General features: G+C 71.6%; 20 protein-coding genes. 13 read left to right on the plus strand and 7 right to left on the minus strand.

All coding sequences use genetic code 11. The features are described 5' to 3' along the window. The first annotated feature begins 123 nt into the window (after positions 1–123). The 6 genes from ABEA10_RS51265 (at position 124) to ABEA10_RS25405 (ending at position 5,206) form a co-directional block, all read left to right on the plus strand. A complete protein-coding gene (locus ABEA10_RS51265) occupies positions 124–198 on the plus strand; it encodes a putative leader peptide (RefSeq protein WP_425550963.1) in 75 nt (24 codons plus the stop codon). A gap of 56 nt (positions 199–254) precedes the next feature. Next, a complete protein-coding gene (locus ABEA10_RS25385; protein ID WP_345468131.1) occupies positions 255–707 on the plus strand; it encodes a cysteine dioxygenase in 453 nt (150 codons plus the stop codon). Positions 708–871: 164 nt separating this feature from the next. Beyond that, positions 872–3,160 carry a sensor histidine kinase gene (locus tag ABEA10_RS25390; protein ID WP_345468132.1) on the plus strand — a complete coding sequence of 763 codons (2,289 nt, stop codon included), beginning with the start codon at positions 872–874 and terminating at the stop codon, positions 3,158–3,160. A gap of 24 nt (positions 3,161–3,184) precedes the next feature. Then, a complete protein-coding gene (locus tag ABEA10_RS25395) occupies positions 3,185–3,598 on the plus strand; it encodes a roadblock/LC7 domain-containing protein (RefSeq protein ID WP_345468133.1) in 414 nt (137 codons plus the stop codon). A gap of 190 nt (positions 3,599–3,788) precedes the next feature. After that, positions 3,789–4,376 (plus strand): GTP-binding protein, encoded by a 588-nt coding sequence (locus ABEA10_RS25400; RefSeq protein ID WP_345468134.1) that lies wholly within the window; start codon positions 3,789–3,791, stop codon positions 4,374–4,376. 344 nt (positions 4,377–4,720) lie between these two features. Next, the gene (locus ABEA10_RS25405) at positions 4,721–5,206 is read left to right on the plus strand and encodes a hypothetical protein (RefSeq protein ID WP_345468136.1); all 486 of its coding nucleotides are present in this window, start codon (positions 4,721–4,723) and stop codon (positions 5,204–5,206) included. 39 nt (positions 5,207–5,245) lie between these two features. On the opposite strand, the gene ABEA10_RS25410 is transcribed toward ABEA10_RS25405, so the two are convergent. From ABEA10_RS25410 to ABEA10_RS25435, 6 genes are all read right to left on the minus strand, one after another. Further along, a complete protein-coding gene (locus ABEA10_RS25410; RefSeq protein ID WP_345468137.1) occupies positions 5,246–6,724 on the minus strand; it encodes an FGGY-family carbohydrate kinase in 1,479 nt (492 codons plus the stop codon). Positions 6,725–6,784: 60 nt separating this feature from the next. Then, on the minus strand, positions 6,785–7,786 hold the full coding sequence (locus tag ABEA10_RS25415; RefSeq protein ID WP_345468138.1) for a substrate-binding domain-containing protein: 1,002 nt from the start codon (positions 7,784–7,786) through the stop codon (positions 6,785–6,787). Continuing rightward, a complete protein-coding gene (locus ABEA10_RS25420) occupies positions 7,783–8,916 on the minus strand; it encodes an ABC transporter permease (protein WP_345468140.1) in 1,134 nt (377 codons plus the stop codon). Before ABEA10_RS25420 ends, ABEA10_RS25415 begins: the two co-directional genes overlap by 4 nt. Next, positions 8,909–10,465, minus strand: coding sequence for a sugar ABC transporter ATP-binding protein (locus ABEA10_RS25425; RefSeq protein WP_345468141.1), 1,557 nt, complete (start codon positions 10,463–10,465; stop codon positions 8,909–8,911). The genes ABEA10_RS25420 and ABEA10_RS25425 overlap by 8 nt, the downstream gene beginning before the upstream one ends. Before the next feature lie 65 nt (positions 10,466–10,530). Next, the gene (locus ABEA10_RS25430) at positions 10,531–12,957 is read right to left on the minus strand and encodes a glycoside hydrolase family 172 protein (RefSeq protein WP_345468144.1); all 2,427 of its coding nucleotides are present in this window, start codon (positions 12,955–12,957) and stop codon (positions 10,531–10,533) included. After that, complete coding sequence (locus tag ABEA10_RS25435) at positions 12,954–14,363, minus strand: L-fucose/L-arabinose isomerase family protein (RefSeq protein ID WP_345468146.1); 1,410 nt, start codon at positions 14,361–14,363, stop codon at positions 12,954–12,956. Before ABEA10_RS25435 ends, ABEA10_RS25430 begins: the two co-directional genes overlap by 4 nt. Before the next feature lie 187 nt (positions 14,364–14,550). Here ABEA10_RS25435 and ABEA10_RS25440 point away from each other — a divergent pair, with 187 nt between their 5' ends. Next, complete coding sequence (locus ABEA10_RS25440) at positions 14,551–15,555, plus strand: LacI family DNA-binding transcriptional regulator (protein ID WP_345468149.1); 1,005 nt, start codon at positions 14,551–14,553, stop codon at positions 15,553–15,555. A gap of 15 nt (positions 15,556–15,570) precedes the next feature. Here ABEA10_RS25440 and ABEA10_RS25445 read toward each other — a convergent pair whose 3' ends face one another. After that, the gene (locus tag ABEA10_RS25445; RefSeq protein ID WP_345468151.1) at positions 15,571–16,524 is read right to left on the minus strand and encodes a LysR family transcriptional regulator; all 954 of its coding nucleotides are present in this window, start codon (positions 16,522–16,524) and stop codon (positions 15,571–15,573) included. 101 nt (positions 16,525–16,625) lie between these two features. Between ABEA10_RS25445 and ABEA10_RS25450 the strand changes: the two genes are divergently transcribed. The 6 genes from ABEA10_RS25450 to ABEA10_RS25475 all read left to right on the plus strand — a co-directional run bounded on the left by ABEA10_RS25450 (position 16,626) and on the right by ABEA10_RS25475 (position 21,783). Beyond that, a complete protein-coding gene (locus ABEA10_RS25450; RefSeq protein ID WP_345468154.1) occupies positions 16,626–17,873 on the plus strand; it encodes an MFS transporter in 1,248 nt (415 codons plus the stop codon). A gap of 79 nt (positions 17,874–17,952) precedes the next feature. Further along, a complete protein-coding gene (locus ABEA10_RS25455; protein WP_345468156.1) occupies positions 17,953–19,170 on the plus strand; it encodes an acyl-CoA dehydrogenase family protein in 1,218 nt (405 codons plus the stop codon). Between the two features lie 9 nt (positions 19,171–19,179). Next, positions 19,180–19,824 carry a TetR/AcrR family transcriptional regulator gene (locus ABEA10_RS25460; protein WP_345468158.1) on the plus strand — a complete coding sequence of 215 codons (645 nt, stop codon included), beginning with the start codon at positions 19,180–19,182 and terminating at the stop codon, positions 19,822–19,824. Between the two features lie 10 nt (positions 19,825–19,834). Next, positions 19,835–20,167: a cupin domain-containing protein gene (locus ABEA10_RS25465; RefSeq protein ID WP_345468160.1), complete on the plus strand. Its 333-nt coding sequence runs from the start codon at positions 19,835–19,837 to the stop codon at positions 20,165–20,167. Beyond that, entirely contained in the window at positions 20,164–21,252 is a 1,089-nt protein-coding gene (locus ABEA10_RS25470) for a hypothetical protein (protein ID WP_345468162.1), read from the plus strand. The genes ABEA10_RS25465 and ABEA10_RS25470 overlap by 4 nt, the downstream gene beginning before the upstream one ends. 39 nt (positions 21,253–21,291) lie before the next feature. After that, positions 21,292–21,783, plus strand: coding sequence for a VOC family protein (locus ABEA10_RS25475; RefSeq protein ID WP_345468164.1), 492 nt, complete (start codon positions 21,292–21,294; stop codon positions 21,781–21,783). Positions 21,784–21,867 lie beyond the last annotated feature (84 nt).

A 21,867-nucleotide genomic window follows, 5' to 3' on the forward strand; every position in this document is an offset into this window, starting at 1 on the left:
GGGCGGCGGGCGCACCGTCCTTCGCCGCGTCCGGCAGGCCCCGGCGGGCACCGCCAGGCCTCGGCGGCCCACCTCTCGACGTTTCCAGTTGACTTGGTAGGCAATATGTCCCAAGCTGGGGGAATGCATGTCGGCGCTCCTCTTCACGCGCGCCTGCACGTCGATCTTCGACGGCAGGCCAGCGCGCTGTGTCGGTGACGTGAGTCCGCACGCCTTCACCGTTCACCGCCGTTGGATCCAGGAGCACCACCGCAATGACCACCGCCACCGTCAGCTCGACCACGCCCCGGCTCGCCGAGATCGCCCGTTCGCTCGCGGACCGGTCCGAGGAGTGGCTCCACCGCGTGCGTCTCAGCGCCGACGGCCGCTGGTACGAGCGCCTGCACCACGATGACGACCACGAGGTCTGGCTGATCAGCTGGCTCCCGGGACAGTCGACCGGGTTCCATGACCACGGCGACTCCGAAGGTGCCTTCACCGTCGTGCTGGGCAGCCTCGAGGAGCGCGAGCCCGGTGAGGCGCGCACCGTCGACTCCGGCGGTTCGTGGGCCTTCGGCCGCGACTACGTGCACGACGTGCGCAACGTCTCGGACGCTCCCGCGGTCAGCGTGCACGTCTACTCCCCGCCGCTGAGCTCGATGCGGCGGTTCGAGGAGACGCCCGGCGGCCTGGTCGAGGTCGCCGTGGAGCAGACCGAGGACTGGTAGGCGCCGGTAGGCGCCCGGCGAATGCCCGCGGCCGGCGCGAGCGAGCGGAAGCCCGATTTGGGCGAGTTGCCACCAGGGTAACTAATGTGGTGCCATTTACCTTCTCGGGGAATTGCTCCATGAGCGGTGCCTTGGTGCACACGCGCAAAACCGATAAGGCTGTCATGGCTTCCTCCAAGCATTCCGCAAGGTCGCTGCGGCTGAGGTTGTTGGTACTGCTCCTGATCCCGCTGCTCTCTCTTGCGGTGCTGTGGGCATTCGCCGCCTATCTCACCACCGGGGACGCACTCGGAAAGTACGAGGCCTCGACGACGTACGAGAAGGTCGCCGTACCGGGGACGACGCTCGCCACCGCCCTGGAGCAGGAACGCGTCAGCGCCGCCGTATTAATGAGTACCGCCGGCGGCGGTGACCGCGACGGGGTCACCAACACCCGGGCGAGCACGGACGCCGCGCAGGCGGCGTTCCGCCGGTCGGCGCTGTCCGGCGAGGCGCGCCGGACGATGAGCGAGACGACGCGGCAGCGCCTCAACCGGCTGCTCACCCAGCTCGACGGGCTGGCCGGCGTACGGGCCAAGGTCGATGCGGGCGGCGTGGACGCCGTAGGGGTCATCAACGACTACGACGCGGTCGTCGACGCGCTCCTGCACCTGTTCGGCGGCATGGTGCTGATCAACGACCCGGACGTCTACCGGCAGGGCACCGCGCTCATCTCGGTGAGCACCGCGCATGAGTTCATGATGCGCGAGAACGCGCTGGTGTCGGCGGCGCTGGCCACCCGCGCCAAGCGTTTCACCGGCCCGGAGTACACGCTGTTCACCCGGAACGCCGCGAACGGACGCTACCTGTTCGACAGCGCCCTGGCCGAGGTGAAACCGAGCCTGCGCGGACCGCTCCAGCAGCTCGCCGGCTCCTCGGAGTTCGGCACCCTCCGCAGCCTGGAGGACGCCATCGTCGCCGCCGGCCCCACGGCGTCGCTGGCGCCCCGGGCGAAGGACTGGCACGCCGCGATCACGCCGCTGATGACGACCTGGTCGCAGACCACCGACCGGACCGGCTCCATTCTCACCGCCGAGAGCAAGCCCATCGGCGACCGGATCATGTTCATGCTGTACGCGGCCGCCGGCTTCGGCCTGCTGGCCGTCGTCTGCTCGATCGCGGTCTCGGTGCTGTTCGGCCGGAGCCTCACCCGCGAGCTCACCGGGCTGCAGCGCGCCGCACTGGACCTGGCGGAGCGGCTCCCGCAGGTGGTCAGGCGGCTCCGGGCCGGCGAGAAGGTCGACGTCGAGGCGGAGGTGCCACCGGTCGAGGCCGGCCACAGCCGGGAGGTGACCCGGGTCGCCGACGCCCTGACCACGTTGCAGCGGACCGCCGTGCAGGCCGCGATCGGCGAGGCGCGCCTGCGCCAGGGCATCAACCAGGTCTTCCTCAACCTCGCGTGGCGGAGCCAGTCGCTGCTGCACCGGCAGCTCAGCATGCTCGACACGATGGAGCGCCAGGCCTCCGACCCGGACGCGCTGGAGGGCCTGTTCGCGCTCGACCACCTCACCACCCGCATGCGGCGCCACGCGGAGGGCCTGGTGATCCTCTCCGGGGCCGCGCCCGCCCGCGGGTGGCACCACCCGGTGGCGGTGCGCGACATCCTGGCCGCCGCGATCGCCGAGGTCGAGGACTACACACGGGTCCTCGTCGAGGCCGCCGCGCCCGCGGCCCTGGACGGAAGCGTGGTCGCCGACGTCACCCACCTGCTCGCCGAGCTCATCGAGAACGCCACCGCCTTCTCCCCGCCGCCCACCCAGGTGCACGTACGCGGTGAGCTGGCGGTCAAGGGCTATGCCGTCGAGATCGAGGACCGCGGCATCGGGATGAACGAGGCCGAGCTCGCCGACGCGAACCAGCGACTGGCCTACCCTCCGGAGTTCGACCTGGCCGACAGCGATCGGCTCGGCCTGTTCATCGTGGGACGGCTGGCCGCGCGGCACGGCATCGACGTCCGGTTGACGGCGTCGCCGTACGGCGGTACGCGCGCCGTCGTACTGGTTCCGCTCGACTTCATCGCCGGCGACGACGGGTCCGGCTACGAGCAGACCTGGCAGGACGAGCCGTCCGTGGACACGGGCCGGCCCGCGACGCCTCCGTGGCGGCCGCCCGGCCGGGCCATGCCCCCGCTGCCCGCGGCGGCGGGCACGATCGGTCTCGCCGCCTCCGACGGCACGGACCCGGACGCGCCCGAGCTGCCCCGGCGCGTCCGGCAGGCGAGCCTGGCCCCGCAGCTGCGCGACGACACCAGAGCCCCCGGGCCGGCGAGCGGGCCGGAGGACGTCGGGCGGGAGGAGACCGGACCGGCGGACACCGGACCGACCACCCGGCCTCCGGAGGAGACCCGATCGCTGATGACCGCGCTCCAGCAGGGCTGGCAGCGCGGTCGTGAGGAAGAGGACCCCGACGAGTGAGTTCCTTGGGAAGGCGGCGAGCGGATGCTCGAAACAACCGGTGAGCTGGGCTGGCTGCTGGACGACCTCGTCGGCCGGGTCCACTCGGTGCAGCAGGCGATGATCCTCTCCGGCGACGGCCTGCCCATGGGCCTGTCGCGCGGTATCACGCCGGCGGACGCCGAGCACTTCGCCGCGCTCTCGGCCGGGTTCCACAGCCTGGCGCGCAGCGTCAGCACCACGTTCGGCGGCGGTGACATCCGCCAGACGGTCGTCGAGCTGGAGGCGGCCTTCGTCTTCGTGATGGCGGCCGGGGACGGTTCGTGCCTGGCCGTCTTCGCCGAGGGCGACGTGAACATCGGCGTCATCGGGTACGAGATGACCCGGCTGGTCAAACGGGTGCGCCGACATCTGGGGACCGCGCCGCGGTCGGCGGGCGGAACGCCGGGTGGAGAGTGATGTCCGGTGAGCGGACGGCGACGGCGGTCGTTCGGCGACGCCGCGGGACCCGGGGTCCGGCCCTGCGCGGTCACGCGGGGACGGACGCGTTCGCACGGAGGGCCGCTGGGCCTGGTCGCCGTCGTGGCGGGCGGCGTGCCGGTGGCGTCAGAATACGCACGCGACGAGACGGTACTCCGAATGGTGTTGGATGAGCTTCACTCCCTTTGAACCGCGGACCGACGCGCGCCCCAGGGCGATCAAGATCCTGATCGCCGGAGGGTTCGGCGCCGGCAAGACGACACTCGTGGGCACGGCCAGCGAGATCCGCCCGCTGCGCACCGAGAGCGGCCGGTCCTCGTACGGACGCGCGATCGACGGTCCCATCGGCGTGGACTCCAAGGAGTCCACCACGGTGGCGATGGACTTCGGCCGCGTCACCCTCCCGAACAACGTCATGCTGTACCTGTTCGGCACGCCCGGGCAGCGCCGGTTCTGGTTCATGTGGGACGGCCTGGCCCGCGGAGCGGCGGGCGCGATCGTGCTCGCCGACACGCGGCGGCTGCCGGACTGCTTCGGTGCGATCGACTACTTCGAACAGCGGGGCACGCCCTTCGTCGTCGCGGTGAACTGCTTCGACAGCGCACCGAGGTACGGCGAGGCACGCGTCCGCGTGGCGCTGGACCTCGACCCGGGCGTCCCCATCATCATGTGCGACGCCCGTTCACGCGAGTCGGTGATCCAGGTGCTCATCGCCGTCGTCGCGCACGCCCTGCGCCTCAACGGCTCGTTCGCCTAGGGTCCTCGCCCGGCGCCCGCGGTGGCCGATATCCGGCATGGGGTGAGACCGGATCGCGGCTCGCGCCGCGCTATTCGATCATGAACGGTTTCATGATCACAAATTATGGCGCGAGAAGAAATGATCATTGAATTGTGAGATCGATTTCCTAGCCAAGGCGGGATTCGATACTGTTCATACCGCTTTGCAACAAGCCCACGTGCGTGTGGACCAGGGTCCTTGTGATCTTTCTCCCCCAGCAGTGACTCACGAAAGGACGCCACCGTGGGAACCCCAGTGCCCCCTGCCGCATTGCCGCGAGGACGTGTCCGGGGCGACGCGAGCATGACCGTGGACGCCGAGTCATGATCGTCTCAGTCGTGATCCTGCCCCTCGCCCTCATCAGCCTGGTTCCGGTCATGGCGGTCCGCCGCCGGGACGACCGCGCCGGGGGCGCGGCCTGGCGACATCCGGAGTCCATGACCGCCAACCTCGCCGCCGACGCCGAGGAGTACCTCGCCTGGCTGGCCGACCACCACTGGCCCGACGATGAGTACCTCGAACTCGAGCGCGCCTGGCGAGCCGACCTCGACGCGTTCGAGGGACACGACGACCGGCCCGTGTGCCCCGGCTGCCGTCGTCCCGGCAACGACGTGTGGCCGTGCCATGAGTGCGGGCTGATGATGCACTCCACTTGCGGCTACGGAATGCGGCGGAAAAAGGTCTCCAAGCCCTACCGCACGCGCGACATGGGCGCGGAGTCGGTCATCGCCGAATGGCGGTGCAATCGCTGCATGTCGGTCGTCGGCCTCGACGTCGACCGCGGCGACGAGAAGGGCCGCGCCCAGTAAGACCGCCGGGGTTTCCGGACATCGCCGCCCGGCCGCCGCTCACGGCTCCCGTGAGAAGGCGGCCAGGGCGTGGGCGGCGTCGCGGGTCGCGGGGTAGAGGTCGCGGTAGAGCCGGTACAGCTCGGCGTAGATCTCGCCGGCCGCGGGGTCGGGCTCGACCGTGCCGGCCGGGGGGTTCCAGCCCTCGCCGTCGGACAGGCCCGCCGCGCGGGCGGCCAGCAGCGCGTCGCCGTAACACGCCCCGATCGTCACCGAGGGGATGACCTGTGGCCGGCCGAGCACGTCCGAGACGATCTGGGTCCACAGGCCGCCCTTCGTGCCGCCGCCGACCGCGACCAGCCGCCGCGCCTCGCCGCCCGCCGACCGCATCGCCTCCAGGTTGTGCCGTACGCCGAAGGCCGTTCCCTCCAGGGCCGCGCGGTACAGGTGGCCGCGCCCGTGGCCCAGGGTCAGGCCGAGCACCAGACCGCGAGCGTCGGGGTCGAACAGCGGAGTCCGCTCGCCGGCGAAGTAGGGCAGCATGATCAGCCCGCCGGCGCCGTACCCGGCCGCCCGCGCCTCCTCGGTCAGCTCCTCGTAGGCCGCGCCGGTGAGCTGCCGCAGCCAGTCGGTGACCGCGCCCGAGGTGGCCATGCCGGCCGCGAGGTCGTACGTGCCGGGCGTGACGCCGACCGTCCCCCACAGGCCCGGATAGGTGCGGCGCGAGGCGAGGACCTCGATGAGGAACATGGTCGTGCCGTACATGACCATGACGTCGCCGGGCTCGGTCACCCCGACGCTGACCGCCTCGGCCCACGCGTCGATGGTGCCGGCGACGACGGGCGTGCCCACCGCGAGTCCCGTCCGCTCCGCCGCCGCCTCGGTGACCGTGCCGGCCACCTCGCCCGGCCAGGCGAGCGGCGGCAGGTCCAGGCCGGGGGCGATCTCCCGCGCCCACTCGCCGATCCAGGCGTGCTCGCGGCTGTCGTACAGCGGCGAGCACTGGCTCGCCGAATGGTGGTCCAGGACGTACACGCCGGTCAGCTCGTGCACGAGGTAGGAGCTCGCCATGAACAGCCGGCCGGTGCGCTCCCACACGTCCGGCTCGTGGCGGCGCAGCCAGGCCAGCTTGGGCCCCACCGCCTGCGTGGTCAGCGGCGAGCCGCCGCGCGAGACGATCGCCTCGGCGCCGTACCGCGCGGTCAGCTCCTCGATCTCGGCGACCGCACGCGTGTCGACGCCGTACAGGATGGCGGGGCGCAGCGGCTCGCCCGCGGCGGTCGCCGGCAGCGCGCACGGGCCGATCCCGCTGACGCCGACGGCGGCGACCGGTTCGCCGCCGGCCTGGGGAAGCAGTTCGCGGGTGACCGCGGCGAACCCCTCCCACCACACCTCGCGGGCGTCGTGCTCGGCCCAGCCCGGGTGGGGCCGCGACACGGCGTGCTCGCGGACCGCGGTCGCGACCACGGTGCCGTCCGGAGTGGTCAGCACCCCCTTCGTGCTGGACGTGCCGATGTCGACCCCAAGCAGGAGACTCACGAGCCACCCTTTCCCGCCGAGGGGGCGCGGCACGGCCGCGCCCCCTCTACCGTCACGCGTTCAGCCGCCGATTTTCCCGGACATGTCGTACTGCTTGTAGAGCTGTGCCGCGTTCTCCTTGGTCACCTGGGTGGTGTGCAGCACCTGCTTCTTGCTCACCTGCTTGCCGTGCGTGATGGCGTACGCGGTGTCGGCGGCCTCCTTGGCGCAGGTCGGGTAGACGAACGTGCTGGTCAGCTCGCCGAGCTGGACGGCGCGGATGCCACCGTCCGGGATCGCCAGGCCGTCGGTGCCGATGAACTTCATCTGGCTCTCCCGGTGCTGCGCCTTGGCGGAGAGGTACGCGCCGAGCGTCATCGGGTCGTTCTGCCCGTACACCAGGTCGATCTTGGGGTACCTGCTCAGCCACTGCTGCATGATCGGCACGGCGGAGTCCTTGAGCCACTTCGCCTCGCGGTCCGCGACGATCTTGATCTTGGGGTTGGCCTTGATGCCGTCGCGGAAGCCCTTGTCCCGGTCGATCTGCGGCTGGTCGGACATGATGCCGCGCAGCTCGACGACGTTGCCGCCGTTCGGCAGCTGCTTGACCGCCTCCTGCCCGGCCAGCTTGCCGATCTCGTAGTTGTCGCCGCCGATGAAGGAGGTGTAGCAGTCGGTGTTGACGCTGCGGTCCAGGATGATGACCGGGATCTTCGCCTGGCACGCCTGCTGCACGGCCGCGGTCAGCGGGGCCGGCTCGTTCGGCGAGACGATCAGCACGTCCACCTTCTGCTGGATGAAGTTCTGCACCTGGCTGACCTGCGTCGCACTCGACTGGTGCGCGTCGGCGATCGGCAGCAGCTTCATGTCGGGGTGCTGCTTCATGAAGTACTCGAGCTGCAGGTTGAGCTGCGCGCGGTACGGCTCGGCGTTGTTGGACTGGGAGTAGCCGACGACGAACTGCTTCTTGCCGCCGGAGCCGGAGCCGGAGCCGCCCGAGCTCGACGGTGCCTTCGACGCGCAGCCCGCGGCGAGGGTCACCACCGCCACGACCGCCACGAGCGGGCGAATCAACGATCTCACTTTTCGTCTCCTTCTCGGGGTGAAGATCCGATCAGGCGTCTGACCGGGGTGAGAGCGGCGGCGAAGAAGCCGGGCCGCTGGAGGACGACCGCCGCGACGACGATCAGACCCTTGATGACGAGCTGCCAGTTGTCGCTGACCGCGTTGAGCCCCAGCACGTTGTCCAGCAGCGTGAGGATCAGCGCGCCGACGAACGTGCCGACGATCGTGCCCCGGCCGCCGGCCAGGCTCGTACCCCCGATGACGGCCGCCGCGATGGCGTCCAGCTCGTACGAGGTGCCGGCGAGCGGGTCGGCCGAGGCGCTGTAGGCCGCGTCGATCGGCCCGGCGAACCCGGCGAGCATCCCGGACAGCACGAACACGGTGATGGTCACCGCGGTCACGTTGACGCCGGAGAGGCGGGCCGCCGTCGCGTTGCCCCCGACCGCGTACACGTGACGGCCGAACCGCGTCTTGGACAGGATCAGCTGGAACACGACGCAGACGACGACCAGCGCGAGCACGGGGTAGTAGACGCCCTGGCCGAGGACGCCGGTCAGCACGTTGTGCCCCGGCGTGCCCAGGTCCTGGAACTGCGCCGAGTGCGGCGTCAGGTGCCCCTGATCGTTGACCACCTGCGTGCCGACGCTGACGTTGTTGGAGTACTGCCGGTCGAGCCCCCGCACCACCGACAGCATCGCGAGCGTCATCACGAACGACTGGATCCGCAGCCAGGTCGTGCCGACGCCGTTGCACAGCCCGAAGAACGCCCCGACGAGCATGCAGATCGGCACGATCTCCCAGGGCGTCAGGTTGTGGTGAACGAGCATCATGGCCGAGACCATCGAGCCGATGCCCAAGATGGACCCGACCGACAGGTCGATGCCGCCGGTGAGGATCACGAGGGTCACGCCGACCGCGAGGATGCCGCGGGAGGCGAACGCGCCGACCGCGTTGGTGAGGTTGGTCTGGTTCCAGAACACCTCGCCCTTGGTGGCGAGCCCCAGCACGATCACGAGGATCAGGCCGATGTAGCCCTGCAGCGAGCCGAGCACCGGCAGCAGCCGCCGCATCCGGGTCCGCAGTCGCGGCGGCGAGCCGCCGGCCTTCGCGGCCACGGTCTCCTCTTCGGTCGCGGTCTGGTCAGGCATCAGCTGTCTCCTGATCGAGTACGGCCTGGCGCGCCATCGCGGCGGCGAGGATGTCCTCCTGGGTGGCGGGCGGGCCGTGCGCCGGGTCGCGGTGGAACTCCCCGGTGAGGCGTCCCTCGCAGAGCACGAGGATCCGGTCGCACATGGCGATCAGCTCGGGGAGTTCGGAGGAGACCACCAGCAGGGCGGTCCCCTTTCCGGCGAGCCGGCTCATCAGCGCGTGGATCTCGGCCTTGGCGCCCACGTCGATGCCGCGGGTCGGCTCGTCCATGAGCAGCAGCGCCGGCTCGGTGAGCAGGCACTTGGCCAGCACCACCTTCTGCTGGTTGCCGCCCGAGAGGTTGCGTACCGTCGCGTTCAGCCCGGGTGTCTTCACCCGCAGGTCACGCACCTGCCCGGCCACCGCGGCGCGCTCGCGCCGCCGGTCCACGAACAGCCGGGTGTAGCGGCCGAGCGCCGCCAGGCTCGCGTTGAACGCGACGGTGTTGCCGAGCACGAGGCTCTGCGCCTTGCGGTCCTCGGCGACCAGCGCCAGGCCGCGCCGGATCGCGTACCGCGGCGAACGCGGCCGGTACGGCTCGCCGTCCAGCTCGATCCGCCCGGCCGCCGGCCGGTGGACGCCGTACAGCGTCTCCAGCACCTCGCTGCGGCCCGCGCCCATGAGGCCGGCCAGCCCGACGATCTCCCCGGCGCGAACGGTCAGGTCGACGTCGTGCAGCGCCGACCGGCCCGCCTCGGCGCGCAGCGACAGGCCCTCGACCCGCAGCCGCACGTCGCCGCCGCCGTGCTCCCCGGTCTCGCGGGGGAACAGGTCGCCCAGCGGGCGGCCGACCATCATCTGGATCAGCTCGGCCCGCGTCGTGCCGGCCATGTCGCGCCGTCCGATGTACGCGCCGTCGCGCAGCACGGTGACCGAGTCGGCGATCTCCTCCAGCTCCTCCAGCCGGTGGGAGATGTAGATGACGGCCACGCCGCGGCCGGTCAGGTCGCGGATCACCTCGAACAGCCGGTGCACCTCGGCGTCGGCCAGCGCGGACGTCGGCTCGTCCATGACGAGGATCCGCACGTTGTTGCTGAGCGCCTTGGCCACCTCGATGAGCTGCTGCTCGGCGATGCGGCAGCTGCGGACCAGGCGGCGCGGGGACAGCCGAAGGCCGAGGCCGGCCAGCAGCTCCGCGGTACGGGCGTGCGCCGCGGGCCGGTCGCGGGTGCCCCACCGGGTGCGGGGTTCCCGGCCGAGGAAGATGTTGTCCGCGATGGACAGCTCCGGCACGAGGTTGAGCTCCTGGTGGATCATGGCGATCCCGTGCCGCGCCGCGTCCTTGGGGGAGTGGATCGCCACCTCCTCTCCGCCCACCTCGATGACGCCGTCGTAGTCGCCGTGCACGCCGGCCAGGACGTTCATCAGCGTCGACTTGCCCGCCCCGTTCTCACCGAGCAGGGCGGCCACCTCCCCGGCGTGCACGGTCAGGTCGACGCCCGACAGCGCCCGCACACCGGGGAAGCTCTTGCCGATGCCCCGCATCCGGAGCAGTACCTCCTGGAGCATGAGCCCTCCTTCGTCGGAGGGAGTGTCCACTGGGACGTGTCTTTCGATTCCCTCGCTTCGCTCGGTCATGGGCTGCTCCAGGCCTGGTAGGACGCGGCCGACCAGGGCGGTCCGTCCGGCGTCAGGGTGACGGTGATCGAGCGTCGTCCGGCGGTGACGCTCGCCGGCAGCTGGTAGGTGTCGTCCAGCCAGCGGTGGGTGGTGTTGCCGAGGGGCTGGAGCCAGTCCGGCAGCGCGTGCCCGTCCACGCTCACCTTCGCGCGCTGGTAGGGGGTGTTCTGGTCGCTCGTCCGCAGGAGCGTGACGCCCTTGTTGGCCGGGTCGACGGCGAGCCGGAACGTCACCGGCGTCGTCGCGGGCCGGACGTTCGCGGTGAGCGCGGTGTTCGTGCCCTCGAAGGTCGAGCTCAGGCTGGTCGCCGGGCCGGTGCCGGTGTAACCGTGCGCCTTCTCGCTCGCCGCGTCGCCGAGGGTCAGCGTGTCCGTACGGCGGGACGCGGCGGAGTCGCGGCCGTACCAGAAGGCGGTCGTGGAGTAGTTCGCCGCCACGTCGTCGCCGGGCCCGTGCTCGATGCCGAAGGTGATCGCCGAGCCGAACGGCACGGCCTCATTCAGCATGAACCGGTACGCCCCGGTGCAGTCGGAGCCGGCGGCGCAGCCGGTCGTGGCGGTCAGGTGCGCCGGATCCCCGTTGAACGGCTCGGTGTAGGTGTCGCGGTTGAAGTACCAGCCGCTCTGGTAGAAGTCCTCGGTGCCGGTCCCGTGCAGCTGCGGGCTGCGCGAGCCGTCGGTGTAGACGCGCTCGTCGCCCTCCAGGAACGCCCGCGACGCCGGGCCCTGCATCGAGGAGACGACGCCCACGAACTTGCCCTGGCCGGTGGCCTGCAGGTACGCCCAGTCCTTGCCGTTCTCAGTGGCGCCGGCGCGGGACTGCGTGCGGAAGTAGCCCTCACCGGCCATCGCGTGGCGCCCGGAGGTGACCTGCGCGTCCCCGCCGGTTACGGTCAGCGGCGAGCCGTTGTACAGCTCGACCTTCGCGTCGTGGCCGTACGGCATCGGCCACCAGGCGGCGTAGGAGTGCGCGGCCGGATCGATGCCGGTGAACAGGGACCGTACGGGCGCGACCGCGAAGCCGGAGCCGAAGAACTCCCCGAGCGGTGAGTCGACGGTCCGCTTCCCGTCGAAGGTGATCCGCACCCGCAGGCCCTGCAGGAGCTGCTGCGCGGTGTGCAGCCTGGCCAGCTCGTCGTCGCCGAGCGGGTAGGCGAACACCCGGTCGCCCTGCCAGGTCTGGCCGGTGATGGCGTACGCGTGGGCGGACTCGTCCGCGGTGTCGCCGACGTCGACCGTGTCGGTACGGGTGAGCGAGCCGCCGACGTGGCTGTCGGCCCAGTAGGTGAACTCGTTGTAGTCCAGGTCGGAGGAGACGAAGGTGTTCTGGATGGTGAGCTGCGACTTCCCGGCGGTCAGGCTCGCCGGCAGCTCGACCGACTCCTCGGCCCACTGCCCGGCGCCCCGGGGCTCCGTCGGCCCCCACTGCCCGGCGGCTTGGCCGTCGACGGAGATCGTGGCGCGCTGGTGGCCGATCTCCGGGTCGTAGCGGCGCGTCAGCCGTACGCCCGTGTTGGCCGGGTCGACCTTGACGGTGAAGGTGCTCGAACCGCCGGCGCCGAAGGCACGCCCCTCGTCCTCGACGTTGTGGGGTGTGACCTGCTCGGCCTGCGGCAGCGTGAGCCGTACGGCCGACAGCTCACCGGGGCCCGCCTCGCGCGCCAGCGTCGCGGTGGCGCCGGGCGCGAGGTGGAGCGCGGTCCTGCGGGTGCGGGCGCCGGGCAACGGTGCCTTGGGGTCCCGGGTGCCCGCGGCCTTCAGCTTCGCGATGACGTCCGTGGCCTTGTCGGAGGGGTCGAAGGTCCGCACGCCGGTGTCGTCGGCGAAGGTCCGGTAGGTGACGTGGTAGAAGATCGGGTTCTTGTCGGTGATGATCCGCATCGAGTGCCGGAACGGCATCGGCACCTCGACGTACACGCCGCCGGAGCTCTGGTCGGCGTTGGCGACGAGCGGGTTCACGAACGGCGCGCCGACCTTGCCGTCGACCAGGTCCTGGAGCGACGCGTGCACCACGTCACGGCCGTCGAGGGTGATGGTGATGTTCCCGGTGGCGCGCACGTCGCCGTTGTCGCGGGTGAACCAGATCGCGTCCACCTCACCGGCGCCGTCGTGCTCGGCGATGACGCAGCCGTCCGCGGTGGTGCGCAGGCAGGAGTACGTCCCGTCGAAGCCGTCGTTGTTGCCGCCGGTGCGGTCGAAGCTGGAGAACTGCTTGGTCTGCACGCCGGTGCTCAGCCGGGCGAGCCGCTCGGGATGGCGGTAGACGTCCCAGCCGACCGGGCCCTTGGCGCTCGCGGGGGCCGCCTGAGCGTGGGTCGTGACGCCGGTCAGCGTGCCGGCGGCGAGGAGGAGGACGGCGAGGCGTCTCAGGTGAGGTCTCATCGAAGGTCACCGAACCCGTCGAAGTCGATGGCGAGCAGTTCGCAGACGGCACGCAGCTCCGCCACGTACTCGCCGGGGACCGCGTGGATGTGGTTGGCGCCGAACCGGGACAGGAACTCCTCGCTGTCCACGCGCAGCCGGGCGAACGCGTGCGGCCACTCGTACGTCGACTGGCGCATCATCGCCTCGTTCGTCGCGTCGTCGTAGGTCTCGAAGGCGCCGCGCATGACGTGCATCCGGTACCGCCCGTCGTAGCGGGTGAGGCGCGCGAAGGTCATCTCCCCGGGCGCGGCGAGGTGTTGCACGGAGGCGCCGCCGGCCGGGAAGTAGAAGACCTCCGGGTGGAAGTGCACTGATGCGAGGTTCTCCGCCGGATCGGCCGAGCGCGCGGCGTACCAGGTCGCGTGTTGACCCGAGTTGCACAGGTCCCACACGTCCTTGTCGGCGTGGTAGTGGCGGACGTCGGCGAACAGCACCGGATCGCCGGACAGGAGCTTGAGGATCTGCATCGTCAGCGCGCCGTCCATGTCCGCCTCGGTCGCGGTGACGTGGGTCTCCTTGGGGCCCTCCCAGTCGTACGGGTCGTTGAGGAACGCCTCGGTGACGTCCATGGTGGCGAAGTGCGTGGTCAGCTCGGGCTGGCCCTTGATGCCGGAGAAGTCCAGGTTCCACTCGTCGATCAGCTCGCGTACGGCGTAGTAGGAGCGGATCTGGCGTTCGAGCAGCTCCGGCGTCAGCTGCCTGCCGTCGTAGTGGACGTTGCCGTGCTTCTCCAGCCAGTCACGCCCGGCCGCGACCCGGGAGGCGTCGGCGTTCTCGGCGCGGCGGACGACCTCCCACTGGTCGATCTCCTCGACGTCGACGCCGAACTGCCGCATCCACTGATCGGTGTTGGCGACGGCGGTGTACATCCCCATCGGCCGGCCGCCGATCCGGCCGAACGTCGAGCCGCGCAGGCCGGTCACGGCCGTCGCGGCCCGGACGCGGGTGAGGATCCGGTCGGTGATGGCCTCCGGGTCGCCCCACACGCGGGAGTGGACGCGGCCGGCCTGGTCGAGCGCGCCCCCGCCGGCGAGCATGCCGACCATGCCGGGGTACTGCGGGTCGATGTTGCCGACGAGCAGCAGCGGGCCCGGGGTGGCGTCCGCGGCGAGCATGGTGAAGTGCGGGAACGCCCACACCGGATAGTTGAAGATGGTCAGGTCGGGCCGCTGCCCGGCCACCCACCGCGCCTCGGTGGTGGCGAGTTCGTTGGTCCAGATGACGTCGCGGGCGGTGATCACCTCGTGCCCGTGCGCCCGCAGCAGTTCGGCGAGGGTCCGTGTCGACTCGCCCACATGGTCGGCGACGTCGCGCGCGACGAAGTCGCGCCCGTCCGACATGCTGAGAAGACCGATTCGCGCCACGCGTGACCTCCGGTTCGACGTCCCGGCCGCCTTCTCCGATCGGGCGCCGGGGTGCGGTAGAGTCATCGAGAAATCGATTTCTGAAATCGATTTCTCGGAACGTAGATCGTGGCTTCCGGACCTGTCAACCCCCGGCATCCGGGTGACCGTGGACAATGTTCCGGGTGGCGAGGAGGGGGGCCGGCACATGGCTCAGGTGACGATCCGGGAGGTCGCGCGGACGGCGGGCGTGTCGCCCGCCACGGTGTCGCGCGTGCTGAACACCTCCGAGACGGTCTCGCCGGATCTCAAGGAGCGCGTGCTCGCCGCCGTGCGCGCCCTCGGCTACCGCCCGAACAGCCAGGCCCGCAGCCTGCGCACCCGGGCGACGACCGTGCTCGGCGTGATCATCTCCGACATCACCAACCCGTTCTTCACCGCGATGGTCCGCGGCGTGGAGGACGTCGCCAGCGCGGCCGGCTACTCGGTGGTGCTGGCCAACGCCGACGAGGACCTGCGCAAGGAGCAGCGCTACCTGGAGGTGGCCGCCGCCGAGCGGATGGCGGGCGTGCTGCTGTCGCCCGCCTCGGCCACCGAGACCTCCATCGACGTGCTGGCCGAGCGCGGCATTCCGGTGGTCACCATCGACCGGCGGCTCAAGACCGCCGACGTCGACTGGGTGATGGTCGACAACCACCGGGCCGCCAAGGAGGCGACGCTCCACCTCGTCGAGCAGGGCTGCCGCCGGATCGGCTTCATCGCCGGCCGCCTGGGCACCACGACCGGTGCCGGCCGGCTGGCGGGCTACCGTGCGGGCCTGCGGGCGGCGGGCCTGCCGTCGGCGCGCGAACTCGTGGTGAGCGGTGAGTTCCGCATCGACGGAGGCCGCGAGGCGACCGAACGGCTGCTCGCCCTGCCCGACCGCCCGGACGGCCTGTTCGTGTCGAACAACCTGATGACGATCGGCGCCGTGGACGCGCTCGACACGGCGGGGGTGCGCTTCCCGGACGACATCGCCCTGGTCGGCTTCGACGACATGATGCCGGCGCTGAGCCTGCGCTCACAGATCACCGCGGTGAGCCAGCCGACGTACGAGATCGGCCGGCAGGCGACGGAGCTCCTGCTCAGGCGAGTGAGCGGCGAGCCGTTCCCCGAACGCCACATCACCTTGACCGCGGAGCTGAAGGTCCGGGAGAGCTCGATCCGCACCTGACCCGGCCGGGACCGGTCACCCGGACGACCGCGTGACCGCTTCCGGTGGCACCGTCGCATCCTGCTCGTCGGACGCCGCGACGGCCGTGGCCGCTCGCACGAAGGCGGCGACGGTCGGTGAGTGTGAGTCCTGCGGCCAGGCCACGGCGAGCGTGACCGGCAGGAGGTCGTCGGCGGGGCGGTAGACGATGCCAGGTCGCGGGTAGCGGCGTGTCACGCAGGCGGGCAGGAAGGCCACGGTGCCGCCGAGCTCGATCAGCTTGAAGATCTGGGTCAGGTCGGAGGGCGCCCGGTGACTCACGACCGCGGGCTCGCGGTCGGTGCTCCGTGGCCTCTCGCCGCTGCCGACGGGTGGCCCGACGTCGTCCCGGTCCGCCGGGGCTCCGTCGGGACGCGTCCGCCCGGCGAGGTCGGCCAGCCGCAGGCATGATCGGGCGGCCAGCGGATCGGCCGCTGACAGGGCGACCAGCCGGGGCTCGGTCAGCAGCGGTTCGACGTCGAGACCGCGTTCGTCGCAGGGGACGGCGAGCAGCGCGACGTCCGCCCGGCCGTCGCGCAGCGCCTGGGCCTGGTCTCCCCGTCCGCCCAGCAGCAGTTCGACCGGTGGTGCCGCATCCTCCCGCCGGTACGCGGCGAGGATCCGCGGCAGCAGCCCGCCGTCGTGGTCGGCCTTGAGTGCGAGCCGCAGCCGCGGTGCGGGCCGGCCGACGTGCCTCGCGCGGCGGGCGGCCGCGGCGATCGCCTCCAGCGCGGCCCGGGCGTCCCGCAAGAAGACCTCTCCGGCCGCCGTGAGTGCGACCTGACGTGTCGTCCGCTCGAGCAGCGTCACGCCCAGCCGGCGCTCCAGCTCTCGTATCGACCGGGACAGCGGCGGCTGTGCCATGCCCAGCCGGGCCGCCGCCCGGCCGAAATGCAGCTCCTCGGCGACGGCCACGAAGTAGCGGAGGTGCCGCACCTCCAGATCATTCATATCCGCAAGGTATCAACGGTGATCCGATCGGTCCTTCAGGTCCGCGCACACGACGGGTTGACTGGCCGCTGCCATGGAGGAACTGACAACGGGGAGTGCCCATGACGGACTCGGTGACCGGCGACCGCTGGCTGCCCCACGTGAGCGTGCTGGCCGTCGGCGCCTTCGTGGTCGGCACCGACGCCTTCGTCATCGCCGGCCTGCTCCCCGACATCAGCCGTTCGCTGTCCGTCAGCGTCGCGGCGGCGGGCCAGCTGGTCAGCGTGTTCTCCATCGCGTACGCGGTGCTGTCGCCGGTGCTCGCCGCGCTGACCGGCGGCTGGTCCCGGCGTACCGTCCTGGTCGCGGCACTGCTGGTGTTCGCGGCCGGCAACGTGGTGACGGCGCTGGCGCCCGGCTACCCGCTGGTCCTGGCCGCCCGGGTCCTCGCCGCAGCGGGCGCGGCCATGTTCACCCCCAACGCCGGTGCCACCGCCGCGACCGTCGCCGGTGAGCGGCGGCGCGGTCAGGCGATCGCCGTGGTCACCGTGGGTCTGACCTCCTCGCTGGTGGTGGGCGCCCCGCTGGGCACCGCCATCGGCGACGCCTGGGGCTGGCGGGCCACCCTGTGGTTCGTCACCGCCCTGACCGTCGTGGTGACGCCGATCATCGCGCTGCGCCTGCCGCACATCCGGCTCGCCGGCGCGGCCGGCCTGCGGCAGCGGTTCGCGCCGCTGGCCGATGCCGGGGTGGTCCGGGTGCTGGCCGGCACGCTGCTGGCCTTCATCGGCATCTACCTGCCCTACACCTACATCGGCGCCGTGTTCGCTCCGGCGCTGGACGGTGACGGCGACCGGGTGGCGCTCCTGCTGTTCGCCTTCGGAGTGACCGGCACCGCGGGCAACCTGGTCGCGGGCAGGCTCGCCGACCGGTACGGGCCGCGCCGGGTAGTGATCACCGCCACCCTCTCGCTGGCTGTGGTGTTCCTGGTCATGCCGCTGGTCAGCGGAGTGTTCGCCGCGGTGGTGCCGGTGGTCGCGCTGTCCGGGCTGGCCTCCTGGTCGGTCACCGCTCCGCAGCAGCACCGGACCATCGCGCTCTCGCCCGCCGGGGCCGGGCCGCTGGCGGTCTCCCTCAACGCCGCGGTGCTGTACCTGGCGATCTCGCTGTCCGGCCTGATCGGCGCGGTCGGCCTGAAGTCCGGCGGAGCCGCGGCGCTTCCGGTCATCGCGGCCGTCTTCGTCCTGGCGGCGGCCATCCTGACCTGGCTGTCCGGACCGGCCGAACGGCGGGCGACGGCCGCCGTGACGCGGAAGACGGCCGGGACGGTGAGGGAGAGGTCGCGCGAACCGGACCAGGGCGTCCGTTGACGTGCTCCCGCACACCGACCTACGGTGACGTCATACCGACTGGTCGGTATGTACGGCATTCGCGGTGGAGAGGAACGGCATGGACTTCGGGTTCGACGCGACGACCAGCGACTACCGGAACCGGCTGCTGGAGTTCATGGACGCGCACGTCTACCCGGCCGAGCCGGTCTACGCCGCCCAGGCCGCCGAGCGCACCGACCCGTGGTCCACGCCGCCGGTCATCGAGGACCTCAAGGCCGAGGCGCGCAAGCGCGGACTGTGGAACCTCTTCCTTCCGCACGAGCCGTACGGCGCCGGGCTGACGAACCTGCAGTACGCGCCGCTCGCCGAGATCATGGGCCGGTCCCCGAAGATCGCGCCGGTCGCCCTCAACTGCGCCGCGCCCGACACCGGCAACATGGAGATCCTCGCCATGTTCGGCACCCAGGAGCAGCGGCAGCGGTGGCTGGAGCCGCTGCTGGACGGGGCGATCCGCTCGGCGTTCTGCATGACCGAGCCCGCGGTGGCCTCCTCCGACGCCTCCAACATCTCCCTGCGCATCGAGCGCGACGGCGACGAGTACGTCCTCAACGGGCGCAAGTGGTGGTCCTCCGGTGCGCTCAGTCCCGAGTGCGAGATCTTCATCGTGATGGGCGTCACCGACCCCGACGGGCCCGCGTACCGGCGCCAGAGCATGGTCCTCGTGCCCAAGGACACCCCCGGCGTCACGGTCGAGCGCGGCCTCACGGTCTTCGGCTACGACGACGGCACCCACGGCGGGCACGCCGAGGTCGGCTTCGACAACGTCCGGGTGCCGGTCGGCAACATCCTGCTCGGCGAGGGTGAGGGCTTCCGCATCGCCCAGGAGCGCCTCGGGCCCGGCCGCATCCACCACTGCATGCGCGCCATCGGCATCGCCGAGCGCGCGCTGGAGCTGATGTGCGAGCGGGTCACCTCACGCGTCGCCTTCGGCGTCCCGATCGCCGACCACGGTGTCGTCCAGGACTGGATCGCCGAGTCGCGCATCCGCATCGAGCAGGCCCGGCTGCTGGTCTTCAAGACCGCGTGGCTGATGGACACCGTCGGCAACAAGGGCGCGCGCGTGGAGATCTCGGCGATCAAGGCGGCGGTGCCGGAGATGGCGAACTGGGTCATCGACCGCGCCATCCAGGCGCACGGCGGCGGAGGAGTGTCGCAGGACTTCCCGCTGGCCGAGCTGTGGGCCGGCATGCGCACGCTGCGCCTGGCGGACGGGCCGGACGAGGTGCACAAGCGCTCCATCGCCCGCCGCGAGCTCGCCCCGTACCGGAACCGCTGAGCGGCACGGATGGCGCAGGGGACGGCGGAGGTTCCCGGGCGGGCACGGCCGCTGCCGGAACGGCTGCTCGAGGCGGCCACGCGCCTGTTCGCCGAGAACGGCTACGAGAACACCTCGGTGCAGGAGATCGTCGCGGCGGCGGGCGTCACCAAGGGCGCGATGTACCACTACTTCGCGGCAAAGGACGACCTGCTGTATGAGATCTACCACCGCCTGCTCGCGCTGCAGACCGAACGCCTGGAGCGGATCGCCGGCGGCCCGGGAACCCCGGAGGAGCGGCTGCGCGACGCCGTCCTCGACGTGATCGATACGAGCTGCGCCCACCTGGACCAGCTGACCGTCTTCTTCCGCTCGATGCACCTGCTGCCGGAGGACAAGCGCCGGGCCGTACGCGCGGAGCGGCGGCGCTACCACGAGCGGTTCCGCGCCCTGGTCGAGGAGGGCCGGCGGGACGGGACGTTCCGGACCGACGCGCCGGCCGACCTGGCGGTCAACTTCCTGTTCGGGGCGGTGCACCAGATCAGCACCTGGTGGCACCCGGACGGGGCGCTGGGCCCCCGTGACGTCGGCCGGTACTACGTCGCCCTGTTTCTCGACGGCCTGCGCCGCGCCGGAGACACGGGGGTCTGGCCGCCGTCCGCGGCGGCACTGTAAGACTGGCGTCATGCAGAGGAAGATGTCACTGGAGGCCCTGGCGCGCGAGCTGGCGGCCCGGGCCGGGGCCGACACCACGGGACGCAGCTCCGAGACCGTCTTCGGCGGTCACGAGCGGACGCTGCGGCAGACGGCCATCGCCCTGACCGCCGGACAGTCGATGTCGGAGCACGAGAGTCCGGGCGACGCGACGCTGTACGTTCTGCAGGGCCGCGTCCGCCTGACCGCCGACGCCGACGCATGGGAGGCGCGCACCGGCGACCTGCTGATCATCCCCGACGTGCGACACGGCCTGGAGGCCCTGGAGAACTCCGTCATCCTGCTGACCGTCGCCAAGACGTGAGTGTCCAGGTCTTCTGCTACCCGGAAGACGCCGTGCTCACCGGGCCGGCCGAGCTGTGCGCTCTGGCCGCCGGGCTCGGTGCCGACGCGATCGCGGTGGCGGTCCGTTACCACCCGGCGCGACGCTGGTTCGCTCGTCACGGCGTCGTACGGCACTCACCGCCCGGGATCACCTACTTCCCGCCCGGCGAGGATCGGTACGGGCGGCTGCGGCCGCTCACGGTCGCGGGGGAGGAGGAGATCAGCGCCCTGCGTGAGCTGCGGGAGGAGGCGCCGCGCCACGGCCTCGCCTTCCACGCGTGGACGGTCGTGCTGCACGACGACCCGGTGGTGGCCGCGCACCCCGAACTCGCCGCGCGCACGCTCGACGGCACGCCCACGATCCACGCGCTGTGCCCGAGCCACCCGGACGTGGTCGAGTACGCCGCCGCGCTGGTCGCCGACGTGTGCGCCCGGTTCTCCCCGGACGTGATCGAGCTGGAGTCCGCGCTGTACGCCGCCTGGGACCCGTCGTACGTCATCTCGCTGGAGCTGGCGCCCCTGACCGGGATGGCGCGGGCGCTGGCGGGGCAGTGCTTTTGCGGCGCCTGCGTACGGCTGATGGAGGAGCTCGGCCACGACCCGCCGGAGCTGCGGGCTCTGGCGCTCGCCGGCGAGGGCGCCCCGACGCTGCGGACGGTGCGCGCGCACGGTGTGCGGCGCGTCATGGAGGCGACCGCGGCCGCCGCGCACGAGTACGACACGGCCGTCCGCCCGCTGATCTTCGATGACCCGGACATGGCCGCGCTCCAGGGCTCCGGCCCGGACGCGTTCGCACCGGCCGACCGGGTCGGGGTCGGCTGCGGCACGCTGGCCGGCGACGCGCTCGCCGCCCGGTACGGCGGTCTGGCGGCCCTGGCCGGCGACCGGCCGCTGCTCGCGTCGCTGAACTGGAGCCCGGACCGCACCGAGGGCCGCCTGGCCGACGACGTCCGCGCGCTGATGGGAGTGGGGGCGGCCGACATCGCGCTGTACAACCTGTCGCTGGTCCCGGAGAGCGCCCTGCCGGACCTCGCCGCCGCCGCGCGAGCCGCCAAGGGAGGATGAAAGACTCGGGCGTGTCACGAGCGTAAGGAGGAGTCGCGCATGACCGAGCGAAGCGAGGGAATCAAAGGACACGCCCCGGTGGTCACCCCCTCCGACGAAGGAGGACCCAAGAGCGTACGTCCTGGGTTCCATCTGGCGATACCGGTGGACGACATCGGACGCGCCCGTGCCTTCTACGGCGGCGTGCTCGGCCTGCCCGAGGGGCGCTCGTCGGACGTGTGGGTCGACTGGAACTTCTACGGCCACCAGGTGGTCACCCACCGGGTGCCGGTCACGGCGGGCTCCGCGGGGAGCAACCCGGTCGACGGGCACGACGTGCCGGTGCCGCACTTCGGCCTCATCCTGCCGCCGGAGGACTTCCACGCGCTGGCGGGGCGGCTGCGGGACGCGGGCGTGGAGTTCGTCATCGAGCCGTACGTCCGGTTCGCGGGCGAACCCGGGGAGCAGTGGACGATGTTCCTGCGCGACCCGGCGGGCAACGCGCTGGAGTTCAAGGCGTTCGCCGACGAGTCACAGCTGTTCGCCAAGTAGCCCCGGAAGGGGGGCGACCATCGCGCGGCCTTTTCCCCGCCGGCCGGATGTGCTTCACTGTAACTGGTCGCTTACATGGGTGGT

This window comes from Actinoallomurus oryzae (assembly GCF_039541955.1).
Lineage (GTDB): Bacteria > Actinomycetota > Actinomycetes > Streptosporangiales > Streptosporangiaceae > Actinoallomurus > Actinoallomurus oryzae.

Bases quoted from the DNA above. Each gene is read 5' to 3' on its own strand.
- ABEA10_RS25455 (WP_345468156.1), top strand. From the start codon at position 17,953: ATGGACTTCGGGTTCGACGCGACGACCAGCGACTACCGGAACCGGCTG.
- ABEA10_RS25405 (WP_345468136.1), top strand. From the start codon at position 4,721: ATGATCGTCTCAGTCGTGATCCTGCCCCTCGCCCTCATCAGCCTGGTT.
- ABEA10_RS25390 (WP_345468132.1), top strand. From the start codon at position 872: ATGGCTTCCTCCAAGCATTCCGCAAGGTCGCTGCGGCTGAGGTTGTTG.
- ABEA10_RS25425 (WP_345468141.1), bottom strand. From the start codon at position 10,465: ATGCTCCAGGAGGTACTGCTCCGGATGCGGGGCATCGGCAAGAGCTTC.
- ABEA10_RS25475 (WP_345468164.1), top strand. From the start codon at position 21,292: ATGACCGAGCGAAGCGAGGGAATCAAAGGACACGCCCCGGTGGTCACC.
- ABEA10_RS25465 (WP_345468160.1), top strand. From the start codon at position 19,835: ATGCAGAGGAAGATGTCACTGGAGGCCCTGGCGCGCGAGCTGGCGGCC.
- ABEA10_RS25450 (WP_345468154.1), top strand. From the start codon at position 16,626: ATGACGGACTCGGTGACCGGCGACCGCTGGCTGCCCCACGTGAGCGTG.
- ABEA10_RS25440 (WP_345468149.1), top strand. From the start codon at position 14,551: ATGGCTCAGGTGACGATCCGGGAGGTCGCGCGGACGGCGGGCGTGTCG.
- ABEA10_RS25395 (WP_345468133.1), top strand. From the start codon at position 3,185: ATGCTCGAAACAACCGGTGAGCTGGGCTGGCTGCTGGACGACCTCGTC.
- ABEA10_RS25420 (WP_345468140.1), bottom strand. From the start codon at position 8,916: ATGCCTGACCAGACCGCGACCGAAGAGGAGACCGTGGCCGCGAAGGCC.
- ABEA10_RS25400 (WP_345468134.1), top strand. From the start codon at position 3,789: ATGAGCTTCACTCCCTTTGAACCGCGGACCGACGCGCGCCCCAGGGCG.
- ABEA10_RS25460 (WP_345468158.1), top strand. From the start codon at position 19,180: ATGGCGCAGGGGACGGCGGAGGTTCCCGGGCGGGCACGGCCGCTGCCG.
- ABEA10_RS25385 (WP_345468131.1), top strand. From the start codon at position 255: ATGACCACCGCCACCGTCAGCTCGACCACGCCCCGGCTCGCCGAGATC.
- ABEA10_RS25445 (WP_345468151.1), bottom strand. From the start codon at position 16,524: ATGAATGATCTGGAGGTGCGGCACCTCCGCTACTTCGTGGCCGTCGCC.
- ABEA10_RS25430 (WP_345468144.1), bottom strand. From the start codon at position 12,957: ATGAGACCTCACCTGAGACGCCTCGCCGTCCTCCTCCTCGCCGCCGGC.